Origin of the sequence: Citrobacter amalonaticus Y19, from assembly GCF_000981805.1 — a bacterium.
GTDB classification, from domain to species: Bacteria; Pseudomonadota; Gammaproteobacteria; order Enterobacterales; family Enterobacteriaceae; genus Citrobacter_A; species Citrobacter_A amalonaticus_C.
This window is the reverse complement of the sequence record NZ_CP011132.1, coordinates 3,496,167-3,510,551: the sequence shown is the minus strand read 5'-3', so window position 1 is coordinate 3,510,551 and position 14,385 is coordinate 3,496,167. Positions and strand designations below refer to the sequence as shown.

13 protein-coding genes are annotated in these 14,385 nt (G+C 56.0%); 8 read left to right on the top strand and 5 right to left on the bottom strand.

Features of this window, described 5'->3' with window-relative positions; genetic code table 11:
- Nucleotides 1–70: 70 nt before the first annotated feature.
- Together F384_RS16110 and F384_RS16105 are read right to left on the bottom strand one after the other, a co-directional pair.
- On the bottom strand, nt 71–934 hold the full coding sequence (locus tag F384_RS16110) for a YjjW family glycine radical enzyme activase (protein WP_046487026.1): 864 nt from the start codon (nt 932–934) through the stop codon (nt 71–73).
- Entirely contained in the window at nt 906–2,456 is a 1,551-nt protein-coding gene (locus F384_RS16105; RefSeq protein ID WP_046487023.1) for a YjjI family glycine radical enzyme, read from the bottom strand. The genes F384_RS16110 and F384_RS16105 overlap by 29 nt, the downstream gene beginning before the upstream one ends.
- A gap of 261 nt (nt 2,457–2,717) precedes the next feature.
- Here F384_RS16105 and deoC point away from each other — a divergent pair, with 261 nt between their 5' ends.
- The 4 genes from deoC to deoD all read left to right on the top strand — a co-directional run bounded on the left by deoC (nt 2,718) and on the right by deoD (nt 7,042).
- The gene (gene deoC, locus F384_RS16100) at nt 2,718–3,497 is read left to right on the top strand and encodes a deoxyribose-phosphate aldolase (protein WP_046487021.1); all 780 of its coding nucleotides are present in this window, start codon (nt 2,718–2,720) and stop codon (nt 3,495–3,497) included.
- A gap of 122 nt (nt 3,498–3,619) precedes the next feature.
- The gene (deoA, locus tag F384_RS16095) at nt 3,620–4,942 is read left to right on the top strand and encodes a thymidine phosphorylase (protein WP_046487019.1); all 1,323 of its coding nucleotides are present in this window, start codon (nt 3,620–3,622) and stop codon (nt 4,940–4,942) included.
- Nucleotides 4,943–4,993: 51 nt separating this feature from the next.
- Entirely contained in the window at nt 4,994–6,217 is a 1,224-nt protein-coding gene (gene deoB, locus F384_RS16090; protein ID WP_046487016.1) for a phosphopentomutase, read from the top strand.
- 105 nt (nt 6,218–6,322) lie between these two features.
- Nucleotides 6,323–7,042: a purine-nucleoside phosphorylase gene (deoD, locus tag F384_RS16085; RefSeq protein ID WP_046498271.1), complete on the top strand. Its 720-nt coding sequence runs from the start codon at nt 6,323–6,325 to the stop codon at nt 7,040–7,042.
- 96 nt (nt 7,043–7,138) lie between these two features.
- Here the strand turns inward: deoD and lplA are convergent, their stop codons facing one another.
- Entirely contained in the window at nt 7,139–8,155 is a 1,017-nt protein-coding gene (lplA, locus tag F384_RS16080) for a lipoate--protein ligase LplA (RefSeq protein WP_046487014.1), read from the bottom strand.
- Between the two features lie 25 nt (nt 8,156–8,180).
- Nucleotides 8,181–8,825 carry a YtjB family periplasmic protein gene (locus F384_RS16075; RefSeq protein WP_046487013.1) on the bottom strand — a complete coding sequence of 215 codons (645 nt, stop codon included), beginning with the start codon at nt 8,823–8,825 and terminating at the stop codon, nt 8,181–8,183.
- Between the two features lie 116 nt (nt 8,826–8,941).
- Between F384_RS16075 and serB the strand changes: the two genes are divergently transcribed.
- The 4 genes from serB to F384_RS16055 are packed head-to-tail and all read left to right on the top strand — an operon-like array spanning nt 8,942 to nt 13,480.
- Nucleotides 8,942–9,910: a phosphoserine phosphatase gene (gene serB, locus F384_RS16070; protein ID WP_046487012.1), complete on the top strand. Its 969-nt coding sequence runs from the start codon at nt 8,942–8,944 to the stop codon at nt 9,908–9,910.
- A gap of 11 nt (nt 9,911–9,921) precedes the next feature.
- Nucleotides 9,922–11,304, top strand: coding sequence for a DNA repair protein RadA (gene radA, locus F384_RS16065; protein ID WP_046487010.1), 1,383 nt, complete (start codon nt 9,922–9,924; stop codon nt 11,302–11,304).
- A 21-nt stretch (nt 11,305–11,325) separates the two neighbouring features.
- Nucleotides 11,326–12,558, top strand: a complete 1,233-nt coding sequence (nadR, locus tag F384_RS16060; protein ID WP_046487008.1) for a multifunctional transcriptional regulator/nicotinamide-nucleotide adenylyltransferase/ribosylnicotinamide kinase NadR — start codon at nt 11,326–11,328, stop codon at nt 12,556–12,558.
- Nucleotides 12,559–12,580: 22 nt separating this feature from the next.
- The gene (locus F384_RS16055) at nt 12,581–13,480 is read left to right on the top strand and encodes a LysR family transcriptional regulator (protein ID WP_046487006.1); all 900 of its coding nucleotides are present in this window, start codon (nt 12,581–12,583) and stop codon (nt 13,478–13,480) included.
- A gap of 7 nt (nt 13,481–13,487) precedes the next feature.
- Here the strand turns inward: F384_RS16055 and argP are convergent, their stop codons facing one another.
- Complete coding sequence (gene argP, locus F384_RS16050) at nt 13,488–14,381, bottom strand: DNA-binding transcriptional regulator ArgP (RefSeq protein ID WP_042322080.1); 894 nt, start codon at nt 14,379–14,381, stop codon at nt 13,488–13,490.
- Nucleotides 14,382–14,385 lie beyond the last annotated feature (4 nt).

The window sequence follows — 14,385 nt, the reverse complement described above, 5'->3', positions numbered from 1 at the left end:
CTTATCAGGCCTACGGTCGGCATATGTCGCTTTTGTAGGCCGGATAAGGCGTCAGCCGCCATCCGGCAGGTCATAAATACAACGCCGGAAAGATCAGATTATCCACGCCGCGTTGCTGTAATGCCGTTGCCAGTTGCTGCACGTCGTTCGGCGTAGCGCTCGCCCATTCACTCGCTTCTCCAAAGACCCCATGCGCATGAAACGCATTTAACCGCACTGGCACATTGCCCAATTGCGAAATAAAGATCGCAAGCGAATCGATGTGCTGCAAATAATCCACCTGTCCGGGAATCACCAGCAGACGCAGTTCCGCTAGTTTTCCCCGCTGTGCCAGCAGCGTAATGCTGCGCTTGATCTGCGCGTTATCCCGACCGGTGAGTGCAAGGTGGCGCGCGCTATCCCAGGCTTTGAGATCGAGCATCGCGCCATCGCAAACTGGCAGTAATTTCTCCCAACCGGTTTCGCTCAACAACCCATTGCTGTCAACCAGACAGGTCAGCGACTGGAGTTGCGGATCGGCCTTAATCGCCGTAAATAAATCCACCATGAAAGGCAGTTGCGTCGTGGCTTCGCCGCCGCTGACGGTGATCCCCTCAATAAACAATGATGCTTTGTGGATCTGGCGCAGCACGTCGTCAACGCTCATCGTCTGCGCCATTGGCGTTGCCTGTTGCGGGCACATCTGCAAACAGGTGTCACACTGTTCGCAGACATCGGCCTGCCAGACAACATTCCCGGCACTGAGACTCAGCGCCTGATGCGGGCACTGCGGAACGCACTCGCCGCAGTCGTTGCAGCGCCCCATCGTCCACGGGTTGTGGCAATTCTTACAGCGCAGATTGCACCCTTGCAGAAACAGGGCCAGACGACTGCCCGGCCCGTCCACACAAGAAAAAGGAATAACCTTACTTACTAAAGCGCATCTGCTGTTCATGACTCACGACACGAGGTTGGCGTTCCAGAATATGTGTATTGCGCGCGGCCTCTTCACCCAGCCAGGTGGTATTCGTCCGCGAGCCAGCGGCGCGGTATTTTTCCAGATCGGACAGGCGCACCATGTACCCCGTGACGCGGACCAGATCGTTGCCGCTAACGTTGGCGGTAAACTCGCGCATTCCCGCTTTGAACGCACCCAGACAGAGTTGCACCAGCGCCTGCGGGTTACGTTTGATGGTCTCATCGAGCGTCAGAATGTCGCTGATCCCGGACTGATAATGGGCATGATGCGGCGCGACGGTCTGTAGATGGGTGATCGGATCCGGTTCATCACCATAGGGCAAACGCGCTCCTGGCGTGGTGCCGATATCCGAACTGATCCCCGACTGGGCGTGCAGCATGGCGCGCTGCTGCCAGCCGTATTTCACCGGCGTGTTTTCGACAAAATCCGCCAACTGGGCGCTGATGCGATAACCCAGATCGTTTGCCGTCTCATCTTTGCCGTAGCGCGCATTCATGCCCGCTTTTTCGCACAGCAGGTTAACCGCCTCCGCCAGACCATACATACCGAACATCGGCACAAACCGTTGCGGATCGATCAACCCTTCCTGCACCAGGAAGCTATTCTCAAAGAAATGTGATTTGTCATAGAGGAACTCACATCGCGCATCAATGATGGCGATTTGCTGCTGGCAATAGTACGGCAACGTGCGGTTAAAGAAGTCATCAACAGAGGTACTGCGCCCGGCAATGGCTTTCAGATTGAGACGAACCAGCGTGCTGCCGCCGCCGGCAAGGGGCAGCGAGTTGTAACAGCTAACGATACCATAGCGACCTTTTGTGAAAATTTTATCATTTACAGGCCCGTTGGAAATATGCGGCTTGCTGCACTCACAGATGTTTTTTGCCACTTCCAGCAGCAGATCATCGGGGGTGATCTCTGGGTCGTAAATGAACGTCAGGTTAGGTGCAACCTGCTTTAATTCGGCATCGGCGCGTAAAATGGCTCGCGTGATGGGGGTATCGGCGGGGCCAATATTGGCATGCATGAAGGCGTCAGGCAGCGTTCTGTCGAGATAACGCCAGAAACGTTTTATTCGAATATCGATCGCTTCTTGTGTTAGAATTTTCACATACGGTTGCAGCAGCGTATCCAGTTGCCCCAGGTAAACCGGCATTGATGTCACGGAAGGTACGTGGTGATACAGAATGGTCAGCAGGGACAGCGCATCGTCCAGATCTTTCGCCCCTTCCAGTTCCAGCCAGGCTGAACCGTTAGCCAGAAAACGGGCGTAATCGGGAAGGACATAGCGTGGTTTATACGGCGCGTGACCTTCGAACATATCGCAGATAACCCCGTCGTCCAGCGCCTGGCGCGCCCCGGCGGGCAGTGCGGGGTAAGGCAGGTTGTTCTCTGCTTCCAGCGCGAGAAAATGGCGTTTCTGCTCTGGACTGAGGAGTGTGCTGGTGACGATTTGCTGGCAACGTTGTTGCAGCGCGGTTTCATGGGGCGTAGGCATCGGAATTCCTTTATCGGCCGAAGATCATAACGTCATTGTAGAAAGATGTGCTGCTGGCACTTTGATCCTGATGCGCCTGAGTGGAGAAGAAATCGACAGAGAAAGGCTATTATTTGAAGTTGATCTCATTACAGTAATGCAAATTTGTACGTAGTTTTCATTAACTGTGATGTATATCGAAGTGTAATGGCGAGTGGATGTTAGAATACTAACAGACTCGCAAGGTGAGAATTTTATACGGCAACGCCGTTGGAGAATGTTATGAGCGATTTAACTGCAAGCAGCCTGCGTGCACTGAAACTGATGGACCTGACCACCCTGAATGACGACGACACCAATGAAAAAGTGATCGCGCTGTGTCATCAGGCGAAAACCCCGGTCGGCAACACCGCTGCAGTCTGCATCTATCCGCGTTTTATCCCGATTGCACGTAAGACGCTGAAAGAGCAGGGCACCCCGGATATCCGTATTGCGACGGTTACCAACTTCCCGCACGGCAACGACGACATTGAGATCGCGCTGGCGGAAACCCGTGCGGCGATTGCCTACGGGGCGGACGAAGTGGATGTGGTTTTCCCGTACCGCGCGCTGATCGCCGGTAATGAGCAGGTCGGCTTCGATCTGGTTAAAGCTTGTAAAGATGCCTGCGCGGCGGCAAACGTGCTGCTGAAAGTGATCATCGAAACCGGTGAGCTGAAAGAAGAGCAACTTATTCGTAAAGCGTCTGAAATTGCGATTAAAGCCGGTGCGGATTTCATCAAAACCTCTACCGGTAAAGTGCCCGTGAACGCCACGCCGGAAAGCGCACGCATCATGATGGAAGTGATCCGCGATATGGGCGTTGCCAAAACTGTGGGTTTCAAACCGGCAGGCGGCGTGCGTAGCGCAGAAGATGCTCAGCAGTTCCTCGCGATTGCGGATGAACTGTTTGGCGCTGACTGGGCAGATTCCCGTCACTACCGCTTTGGGGCATCCAGCCTGCTGGCAAGCCTGTTGAAAGCGCTGGGTCACGGCGACGGTAAGAGCGCAAGCAGCTACTAAGGTGCTAAGTGCCTGATGGCGCTTCGCTTATCAGGCCTACGACATATCACCGTAGGCCGTATAAGGCGTTAGCCGCCATCCGGCAAAACCGCCTGCAAACTCTTTTCCCCATGGAGGTTCCCTTGTTTCTCGCACAAGAAATTATTCGTAAAAAACGTGATGGCCACGCGCTGAGTGATGAAGAAATTCGTTTCTTTATCAACGGTATTCGTGACAACACTGTCTCTGAAGGGCAGATCGCCGCCCTGGCGATGACCATTTTCTTCCACGATATGACTATGCCAGAACGCGTTTCGCTGACCATGGCAATGCGGGATTCAGGAACCGTCCTGGACTGGAAGAGTCTGAATCTGAATGGCCCTATCGTGGATAAACATTCCACCGGCGGCGTGGGCGATGTGACGTCGCTGATGCTTGGTCCAATGGTGGCGGCCTGCGGCGGCTACATTCCGATGATTTCCGGTCGCGGACTGGGCCATACCGGCGGTACGCTCGACAAACTGGAGGCGATCCCGGGCTTTGATATCTTCCCGGACGACAACCGTTTCCGCGAAATCATTAAGGACGTGGGTGTGGCGATCATCGGGCAAACCAGCTCGCTCGCACCGGCGGACAAACGTTTTTATGCCACCCGCGATATCACCGCGACGGTGGATTCCATTCCGCTCATCACCGGCTCTATTCTGGCGAAAAAACTGGCGGAAGGGCTGGATGCGCTGGTCATGGACGTGAAAGTCGGCAGCGGCGCGTTTATGCCGACCTATGAACTCTCTGAAGCGCTGGCGGAAGCGATCGTTGGCGTGGCGAACGGTGCGGGCGTGCGCACAACCGCACTGCTGACCGACATGAACCAGGTGCTCGCCTCCAGCGCGGGCAATGCGGTGGAAGTGCGCGAAGCGGTGCAGTTCCTGACCGGTGAATACCGCAACCCACGCCTGTTCGACGTAACGATGGCGCTGTGTGTTGAAATGCTGATTTCCGGCAACCTGGCGAAAGACGACGCCGACGCGCGCGCGAAATTGCAGGCGGTGCTGGATAACGGTAAAGCGGCTGATGTCTTTGGACGTATGGTTGCCGCCCAGAAAGGCCCGACCGACTTTGTTGAGAACTACGCGAAATACCTGCCAACGGCAATGCTCAGCAAAGCGGTTTACGCTGATAGCGAAGGGTTTGTCAGCGCGATGGATACCCGCGCGCTGGGCATGGCGGTAGTGTCGATGGGCGGCGGTCGTCGCCAGGCTTCGGATACGATCGATTACAGCGTCGGCTTTACCGATATGGCTCGTCTGGGCGACAGCGTAGACGGACAGCGTCCGCTGGCGGTGATCCACGCGAAAGATGAAGCCAGCTGGCAGGAAGCGGCGAAAGCCGTCAAAGCGGCAATTATACTTGACGATAAAGCGCCGGAAAGCACACCAACGGTCTATCGTCGCATTACCGAATAGCGATATACTGATCTGATCGCTTTTTTGCAGCGCAGATGAATGGAGAACAAGATGAAACGTGCATTTATTATGGTGCTGGACTCCTTTGGTATTGGTGCGACGGAAGACGCGGATCGCTTTGGCGACGTCGGTTCCGACACCATGGGGCACATCGCTGAAGCCTGTGCCAAAGGTGAGGCTGACAAAGGCCGTAAAGGCCCACTGAATCTGCCGAACCTTACCCGCCTGGGTCTGGTGAAAGCGCATGAAGGGTCTACTGGCAAAATTGCAGCCGGTATGGACGCTAACGCGGAAGTGATTGGCGCATACGCCTGGGCGCATGAGCTCTCTTCCGGTAAAGATACGCCGTCTGGCCACTGGGAAATCGCCGGTGTGCCGGTGCTTTTCGACTGGGGCTATTTCAGCGATCACGAAAACAGCTTCCCGCAGGAACTGCTGGATAAGCTGGTCAAGCGTGCGAACCTGCCAGGCTATCTCGGTAACTGCCACTCTTCCGGTACGGTGATTCTGGACCAGTTGGGTGAAGAGCACATGAAAACCGGCAAACCGATTTTCTATACCTCCGCGGACTCTGTGTTCCAGATTGCCTGCCACGAAGAGACCTTTGGCCTGGATAAACTTTACGAGCTGTGTGAAATCGCCCGTGAAGAGCTGACCGAAGGTGGCTACAACATCGGTCGCGTGATCGCGCGTCCGTTTATCGGCGACAAAGCGGGTAACTTCCAGCGTACCGGCAACCGTCACGATCTGGCCGTTGAACCGCCCGCGCCGACCGTGTTGCAAAAACTGGTCGAAGAGAAAGACGGCCACGTGGTTTCCGTCGGTAAAATCGCGGACATCTACGCCAACTGCGGCATCACTAAAAAAGTGAAAGCCACGGGGCTGGACGCGTTGTTTGACGCTACCGTCAAAGAGATGAAAGAAGCGGGTGACAAGACGATTGTCTTCACCAACTTCGTGGACTTCGACTCCTCCTGGGGCCACCGCCGCGATATCGCCGGTTATGCCGCCGGTCTGGAGTTGTTTGACCGCCGTCTGCCAGAACTGATGGAACTGGTGGGTGAAGATGACATTCTGATCCTGACCGCTGACCACGGCTGCGACCCGAGCTGGACCGGAACTGACCATACCCGTGAACACATTCCGGTGCTGGTGTACGGCCCGAAAGTGAAACCGGGCTCGTTAGGTCACCGTGAGACCTTTGCGGATATCGGTCAGACGCTGGCGAAATACTTTGGTACGTCCGACATGGAATATGGCAAAGCCATGTTCTAAGGTCATTGCCGGGTGGCGGCTGCGCCTGACCCGGCCGACAAAACCGTAGGCCCGGTAAGCGAAGCACCACCGGGCAAAAAAACTCAAATTAAAAGGGAACTGAAGATGGCTACCCCACATATTAATGCAGAAATGGGCGATTTCGCTGATGTTGTTTTGATGCCGGGCGACCCGCTGCGCGCAAAGCACATTGCGGAAACTTTCCTTGAAGATGTGCGCGAAGTGAACAACGTTCGCGGCATGTTAGGTTTCACCGGGACTTACAAAGGCCGTAAGATCTCCGTGATGGGTCACGGTATGGGTATCCCGTCCTGCTCCATCTACACCAAAGAACTGATCACCGATTTCGGCGTGAAGAAAATCATTCGCGTAGGATCCTGCGGTGCCGTGCGTGCCGATGTGAAACTGCGTGACGTGGTGATCGGTATGGGGGCCTGCACCGATTCCAAAGTGAACCGCATTCGTTTCAAAGACCATGATTTTGCCGCGATTGCTGATTTCGGCATGGTACGTGACGCGGTGGAAGCGGCGAAAGCACTGGGTGTGGATGCGCGCGTCGGCAACCTGTTCTCTGCGGATCTGTTCTACTCTCCGGACGGCGAAATGTTCGACGTCATGGAAAAGTACGGCATCCTGGGCGTGGAAATGGAAGCGGCGGGTATCTACGGCGTGGCGGCAGAATTCGGTGCGAAAGCGCTGACTATCTGCACCGTGTCTGACCACATCCGTACTCACGAGCAGACCACGGCTGCTGAACGTCAGACCACGTTCAACGATATGATCAAAATCGCACTGGAATCCGTTCTGCTGGGCGATAAAACGTAATTTTGTTTTGTGCCCGGTGGCGCTCACGCTTACCGGGCCTACAAACGCTGTAGGCCGGATAAGGCGCAGCCGCCATCCGGCAATTCTTGCAGTAGATTATCGAACCGCTTTCATAATCCACACCGACAGTTCCCGTAGCTCTTTTTCCTGTTCCGGGAAATCGGCCAGCAGCGCTTCGCACTCCTGTTGCAGTCTGTCCGCACGATACAAACAGCCCTGCAAACGTCCTGCCAGCGCTTCTAACGGTGCCGGATTGAGGCTGTCGGTAAAGACCTGGGCACGGGTGATGTGTCCTTTCTCAACGTCAAAGTGCAGTTCAACGCCTCCCCAGGTAAAGCGCTCATCCAGCAGATGTGAAAAAGCGGGCGCCTGACCGAAGTTCCACTCCCAACTGCTCTGGCGGGCAAAGGTTTCGGCGAAGTTCGGCAGATCTGGCGTGTTGTCCGGAGAAATAATCTCCGGCGTAACGCGTTCACCGTAATGCGTGAAAAAGGCTTCGGTCACCGCTGCGCAAACCTGTTCATGTGTGATCCCCTCCAGCAGTTCGGTGAGATTCGCGACTCGCGAACGAACAGAGGTAATCCCTTTGGCCGCCAGTTTCTTTTTATCCGGATTCAGGTAATTTGCCAGTCGGCTGAGATCCGCATTCAGCAACAGCGTACCGTGGTGAAAACCACGATCTTTGGTTTCGCGATAGGCGGAGCCGGAAACCTTACGGTCGCCATCCGCTGTTTTCACTACCAGATCGTTACGCCCGGAGGCTTCTGCCGTCACGCCCAGCGCGTTAAGCGCATTCAGGACAATTGCCGTTGAAATGGTCTTATCGTATTCCGGCTTCCCGGCCATAAAGGTGAAACAGGTATTGCCGAGATCGTGGAACACCGCGCCACCGCCGCTGCTGCGACGCGCCAGGCGCACGTTGTCCTCTTCCATCCGCCGGGTATTACACTCTTTCCACGGGTTTTGCGCACGACCAATGACGACCGTATCGGCATTGCGCCACAAAAACAGCACGCGCTGGGTGGCGGGCATTTGACGGAAAATACACTCTTCGACCGCCAGGTTGAACCAGGGGTCATAAGAGTCAGAAATAAGCAGGCGAAGTGTCGACATGTCAGTTTTCCTTTCCTGTAATGATTTACTCTTTTTTCTCGCTCTCTTCTTCTTCCGGCACCGACTTGTTGGCGGTTAGCAGGAAAGGCGATTGCTGCCAGCGGGTACGTTTACCCTGCAGCAGGGTGCGGGTCAGCACCACGCCGATGGCCAGTGAAAGCAGTAACATCAGGCGTAAAATGTTGGTGGTGTTATCCACCTGTTTGGCTTCGGTGGCTAAGGTATGGGTATCCAGCGTCAGGCGCAGATAGCCCAGTGGACCATTTTTCCCCTGAATGGGTTCGACAATCTGCTGGTTGAAGTAGCCGCCCGCTTTTTTACCGTCCAGCGCCAGACGGTCGCGCACATTTACGCTTTCGCCTGCCCGGGCGATCATACCGCCTTGGTCATCATAAACCCCGGCATCAAGAATGCGGCTTTCTTTCGTCAACTGCTGCAAAATGGTCTTGATGCGTTTTTCGTCGGGCGTTTCGGTTCGCATCAGCGGCGCGATGTTCAGGGTCACCTGATGTGCCAGCGTACGGGCCAACTCTTCAAGCTGCGGATTTCGCTGCCGCTGGTGATTTTGACTGAACCAGGACGCACCCTGCATGAGCGCAACAAGCAGTGCGAGACAGAACAATACAATCACTGCACGATGAAGTCGGAATTTCAGTTTTGCGCGAGCCATATTCCACCTGCTGAAAATTTGAGGCTTAATGTTGCCAGAAGCGATGGTTACAAGGTAGCCTCATGCGTTATTTTCCCCAGATCCTTTCCGGCCCGAATGATTTTACAGGAGCTTTAATGCCTAACATTACCTGGTGCGATTTGCCTGAAGATGTCTCTTTATGGCCAGGTTTGCCCCTTTCTTTGAGTGGTGACGAGGTGATGCCACTCGATTACCACGCTGGACGTAGCGGCTGGCTGCTGTACGGACGCGGGCTGGATAAGCAACGCCTGACCCAGTACCAGAGTAAACTGGGGGCGGCGATGGTGATTGTCGCGGCGTGGTGCGTCGAGGATTATCAGGTCATTCGTCTGGCCGGGTCGCTCACGCCTCGCGCCACGAAACTGGCGCACGATGCGCAACTGGACGTCGCGCCGCTGGGGAAAATCCCGCATTTGCGCACCCCTGGTTTGCTGGTGATGGACATGGATTCCACCGCGATTCAGATCGAGTGTATTGATGAAATAGCCAAACTGGCCGGCACCGGTGACATGGTAGCGGAAGTGACCGAACGCGCGATGCGCGGCGAACTCGACTTCACTGCCAGCCTGCGTAGCCGTGTGGCGACGCTGAAAGGCGCGGATGCCAACATTCTGCATCAGGTGCGTGAAAGCCTGCCGCTGATGCCGGGCCTGACGCAACTGGTGCTGAAGCTGGAAACGTTGGGCTGGAAAGTGGCGATCGCCTCCGGCGGCTTTACCTTCTTTGCCGAGTATCTGCGTGAGAAACTGCGACTGACGGCGGCGGTAGCGAACGAACTGGAGATCATGGACGGTAAATTCACCGGCAACGTGACTGGCGATATCGTCGACGCGCAGTATAAGGCCAAAACGCTGACCCGACTGGCGCAGGAGTATGAAATCCCGATCGCGCAGACGGTGGCGATTGGCGATGGCGCTAACGATCTGCCGATGATCAAAACGGCAGGACTGGGGATCGCGTACCATGCCAAGCCGAAAGTCAATGAAAAGACGGAGATCACTATCCGTCACGCTGATCTGATGGGGGTGTTCTGCATTCTCTCCGGCAGCATGAACCAGAAATAACGAGGTAGAACGTGGCAAAAGCTCCAAAACGCGCCTTTGTATGTAATGAATGCGGGGCGGATTATCCGCGCTGGCAGGGGCAATGCAGTGCCTGCAACGCCTGGAACACCATCACGGAGGTGCGCCTGGCCGCGTCGCCGACGGTGGCGCGTAATGAGCGACTCAGTGGTTATGCCGGGAACGCGGGCGTCGCAAAAGTCCAGAAGCTTTCCGACATCAGCCTGGAAGAGTTGCCGCGTTTTTCCACCGGTTTTAAAGAGTTCGACCGTGTGCTGGGCGGCGGCGTCGTCCCTGGTAGCGCGATTCTGATCGGCGGTAACCCTGGCGCGGGTAAATCCACGCTGTTGTTGCAGACGCTGTGCAAGCTCGCAGAGCAGATGAAAACCCTGTATGTCACCGGGGAAGAGTCGCTGCAGCAGGTGGCGATGCGCGCGCACCGTCTCGGTCTGCCGACCAGCAACCTCAACATGCTTTCGGAAACCAGCATTGAGCAGATCTGCCTGATTGCGGAAGAAGAGCAGCCAAAGCTGATGGTGATCGACTCCATTCAGGTGATGCACATGGCGGATATCCAGTCATCGCCCGGCAGCGTGGCGCAGGTGCGTGAAACTGCAGCCTACCTGACACGCTTTGCCAAAACGCGTGGTGTGGCGATTGTCATGGTGGGTCACGTCACTAAAGACGGCTCGCTGGCTGGACCAAAAGTGCTTGAGCACTGCATCGACTGCTCGGTATTGCTGGATGGCGATGCCGACTCCCGTTTTCGCACCCTGCGCAGCCACAAAAACCGTTTTGGTGCGGTGAATGAGTTAGGCGTCTTCGCGATGACCGAGCAGGGGCTGCGCGAAGTGAGTAACCCTTCGGCGATCTTCCTGAGCCGCGGCGATGAGGTTACCTCCGGCAGTTCGGTGATGGTGGTCTGGGAAGGGACGCGACCATTGCTGGTGGAGATCCAGGCGCTGGTCGATCATTCCATGATGGCGAACCCGCGACGGGTGGCGGTGGGTCTGGAGCAGAACCGTCTGGCGATTCTGCTGGCGGTGCTACACCGTCATGGCGGCCTGCAAATGGCGGATCAGGATGTGTTCGTTAACGTGGTCGGCGGCGTCAAAGTCACGGAAACCAGTGCGGATCTGGCGTTGCTACTGGCGATGGTCTCCAGTCTGCGCGACAGACCGCTGCCACAGGATCTGGTGGTGTTTGGCGAAGTGGGGCTGGCAGGAGAGATTCGCCCCGTGCCCAGCGGTCAGGAACGTATTTCGGAAGCGGCAAAACACGGTTTTCGTCGCGCGATTGTGCCGGCGGCCAACGTGCCGAAAAAACCGCCAGAAGGGATGCAGGTTTTCGGCGTTAAGAAGCTGACGGATGCGTTAAACGTATTTGACGACTTATAATGAGTGAAACGGAGGTTACCCATGTCGTCATTTGAATATCTGAAAACCGCGATTAAGCAAAAGGGCTGTACCCTGCAACAAGTGGCGGATGCCAGTGGAATGACCAAGGGCTATCTCAGCCAGCTCCTCAATGCCAAGATCAAAAGCCCCAGCGCGCAAAAGCTGGAGGCGTTGCATCGTTTTCTTGGGCTGGAGTTTCCCCGCCAGCAGAAAAATATCGGCGTGGTGTTTGGCAAATTTTATCCGCTGCACACCGGTCATATTTATTTGATTCAGCGCGCCTGTAGCCAGGTGGACGAACTGCATATCATCATGGGCTATGACGATACCCGTGATCGCGCGCTGTTTGAAGACAGCGCGATGTCTCAACAGCCTACCGTTTCCGATCGCCTGCGCTGGCTGTTACAAACGTTCAAGTATCAGAAAAATATCCGCATTCATGCCTTCAACGAAGAGGGAATGGAGCCGTATCCGCACGGCTGGGACGTCTGGAGCAAAGGCACTAAGGCGTTCATGGCAGAGAAGGGAATCGCGCCGAACTGGATCTATACCTCAGAGGAAGCAGATGCGCCGCAGTACCTGGAACATCTGGGCATCGAAACGGTGCTCGTCGATCCCAAACGTACCTTTATGAGCATCAGCGGCGCGCAAATTCGTGAAAACCCGTTCCGCTACTGGGAATACATTCCGACCGAAGTGAAGCCGTTTTTCGTACGTACCGTGGCGGTGCTGGGCGGAGAGTCGAGCGGGAAGTCGACGCTGGTCAACAAGCTGGCCAATATCTTCAATACCACCAGTGCATGGGAATATGGCCGCGACTATGTTTTCTCGCACCTCGGCGGTGATGAGATGGCGCTACAGTATTCCGACTACGATAAAATCGCGTTGGGACAAGCACAATATATTGATTTTGCAGTGAAATATGCCAATAAAGTGGCGTTCATCGATACCGACTTCGTGACCACCCAGGCTTTCTGCAAAAAGTACGAAGGGCGGGAGCATCCGTTTGTACAGGCGTTGATTGATGAATATCGCTTTGACCTGGTGATCCTGCTGGAAAATAACACGCCGTGGGTGGCAGACGGTTTGCGCAGCCTCGGTAGCTCCGTGGATCGCAAAGAGTTTCAGACGCTGCTGGTGGAGATGCTGCGCGAAAACAACATCGACTTTGTGCATGTTGAAGAGGCGGATTACGATGGCCGTTTTCTGCGCTGCGTTGAACTGGTCAAAGAGATGATGGGCGAGCAGGGGTGACCCACGCCGCAGGGTGAATGCGATGTTTAAGCACTTGCAGGATATGGCGCTGTTTGCCCTGGTCGCCGAACACGGCAGTTTTACCGTTGCCGCGCAGAAGGCAGGGCTGCCGAAGTCGAGCGTCAGCCAGCGCATCAGCCAGCTTGAGCAGCACGTCGGCATTCGCCTGATCAACCGTACCACTCGCAAACTGAACCTGACCTACGCCGGTGAACACTACCTGGTGCACTGTCGGGAAATTCTCGCAGCCAGCGAACGCGCAGAATACGCGGTTCAGCGGCTGCGTGACAACCCCAGCGGACGATTGCGCATCACATCGCCAGCAGGCATTGGCGCGACGCTGTTGGCGCGCCTGAACACGCTGTTCCAGCAGCGCTACCCCGATGTTTATCTGGATGTCAGTATCTCCGATGAGATGCTGGATTTGGTGGACAGCGGTTTTGACGTCGCGTTGCGCACCGGTAAGCCGCAGGATTCCTCGTTGATTGGGCGTATGATTGGCCATTGTCCGCGCTATCTGCTGGCCTCGCCCGATTACCTGTCACGTTTCGCGCCGCTGAACCATCCCCGTCAACTGGTCGAACACCATTGTATTGCACACAAGGCCTGGTCTGAGTGGCTATTCCATCGGGATGATGAAGATTACCAGCACCTGCCTGATCGTGTTCACCTGACGGATAATCTGGTATATGCCCGCGAAAGCGCCATCGCAGGGGCTGGGATCACGCTGCTGCCGGCATTCATGCTGGAAGATAAAATCGAAAAGGGTGACCTGATACCGGTGCTGCCGGAATGGACGGTGGCGGGAAACGATCTGTGGCTGGTTTATCCCAGCCGTAAGCTGAACTCTCCTGCGCTAATGAGCTACATCGAATTTGCCATGCAGTTCGATGAGCTCAGACACTTCTACAGCGTGGAGTGAGCGCGCCTCAGTCCTGACGCAGCACCTTGTGACCGTAGGCCAGTAGCGCGTCGGTGACGTTGCGCATCATGCGGCTTTCCGGCGCAAACCGATGCCAGTAGAGCATTCGGCGCTGGAACAGGCCCGGCGTGAGATCGATAAGCTCGCCGCTTTGCAGCTCTTTTTCAATCTGCAGGTGCGGGATCATACAGCAGGTGGTGCCCTGACGCGCCAGTTGCACAAAGGCTTCAGAAGAGTTGACGATGTGACACGGGACGCTGCCCGGCGGGAGATCGAAGTTCTGCTGCAGGAAGGCCTGGTGCATGTCATCCAGATGGTCAAACGCCACCGCAGGCGCTTTCAGCAGCGCGGAGCGGGTGACGCCGTTCGGGAAGTAGCGTTCGGCAAACGCTTTGGATCCCACAAACAGATAGTCGAGCGCGCCGAGCTTATCCACCAGACAGCTGGGCAGCGCCTGATGCTGAATACTCACCGCCCCTACCACTTCACCGCGACGCAGGCGTTCCTGGGTGCGGGTTTCATCTTCCACCTGTAAGTTGAGACGAATAGGGGAGTCGGCCAGTACCGGTGCCAGGGCTGGCAGCAGCCAGGTTGCCAGACTGTCGGCGTTGACCGCCAGCGACAGCAGCAGCGGCGTGGAGCCGGTTTGCTCATCGCCCAGCCACTCCTCTTCCAGTAACTCCACCTGACGAAGCAGCGCCAGCAGCTTTTGTCCCTGCTCCGTCGGACGCGGCGGAACGGTACGGACCAGCAGCGGTTGTCCGAACATATTCTCAAGCTGCTTGATGCGTTGCGAAACGGCAGATTGGGTGATGCACAGCTTTTGCGCCGCGCGCTCAAACCCGCGTTCTCGTATGACGGCATCCAGTGCTTGTAGTGTTCTGTAGTCCGGACGTTTCATTGCT

Coding starts and splice junctions, on each gene's coding strand:
- F384_RS16075 (WP_046487013.1), bottom strand. CDS start 8,825: ATGGCTCGCGCAAAACTGAAATTCCGACTTCATCGTGCAGTGATTGTA.
- lplA (WP_046487014.1), bottom strand. CDS start 8,155: ATGTCGACACTTCGCCTGCTTATTTCTGACTCTTATGACCCCTGGTTC.
- deoC (WP_046487021.1), top strand. CDS start 2,718: ATGAGCGATTTAACTGCAAGCAGCCTGCGTGCACTGAAACTGATGGAC.
- F384_RS16105 (WP_046487023.1), bottom strand. CDS start 2,456: ATGCCTACGCCCCATGAAACCGCGCTGCAACAACGTTGCCAGCAAATC.
- F384_RS16055 (WP_046487006.1), top strand. CDS start 12,581: ATGTTTAAGCACTTGCAGGATATGGCGCTGTTTGCCCTGGTCGCCGAA.
- argP (WP_042322080.1), bottom strand. CDS start 14,381: ATGAAACGTCCGGACTACAGAACACTACAAGCACTGGATGCCGTCATA.
- nadR (WP_046487008.1), top strand. CDS start 11,326: ATGTCGTCATTTGAATATCTGAAAACCGCGATTAAGCAAAAGGGCTGT.
- deoD (WP_046498271.1), top strand. CDS start 6,323: ATGGCTACCCCACATATTAATGCAGAAATGGGCGATTTCGCTGATGTT.
- deoB (WP_046487016.1), top strand. CDS start 4,994: ATGAAACGTGCATTTATTATGGTGCTGGACTCCTTTGGTATTGGTGCG.
- F384_RS16110 (WP_046487026.1), bottom strand. CDS start 934: ATGAACAGCAGATGCGCTTTAGTAAGTAAGGTTATTCCTTTTTCTTGT.
- serB (WP_046487012.1), top strand. CDS start 8,942: ATGCCTAACATTACCTGGTGCGATTTGCCTGAAGATGTCTCTTTATGG.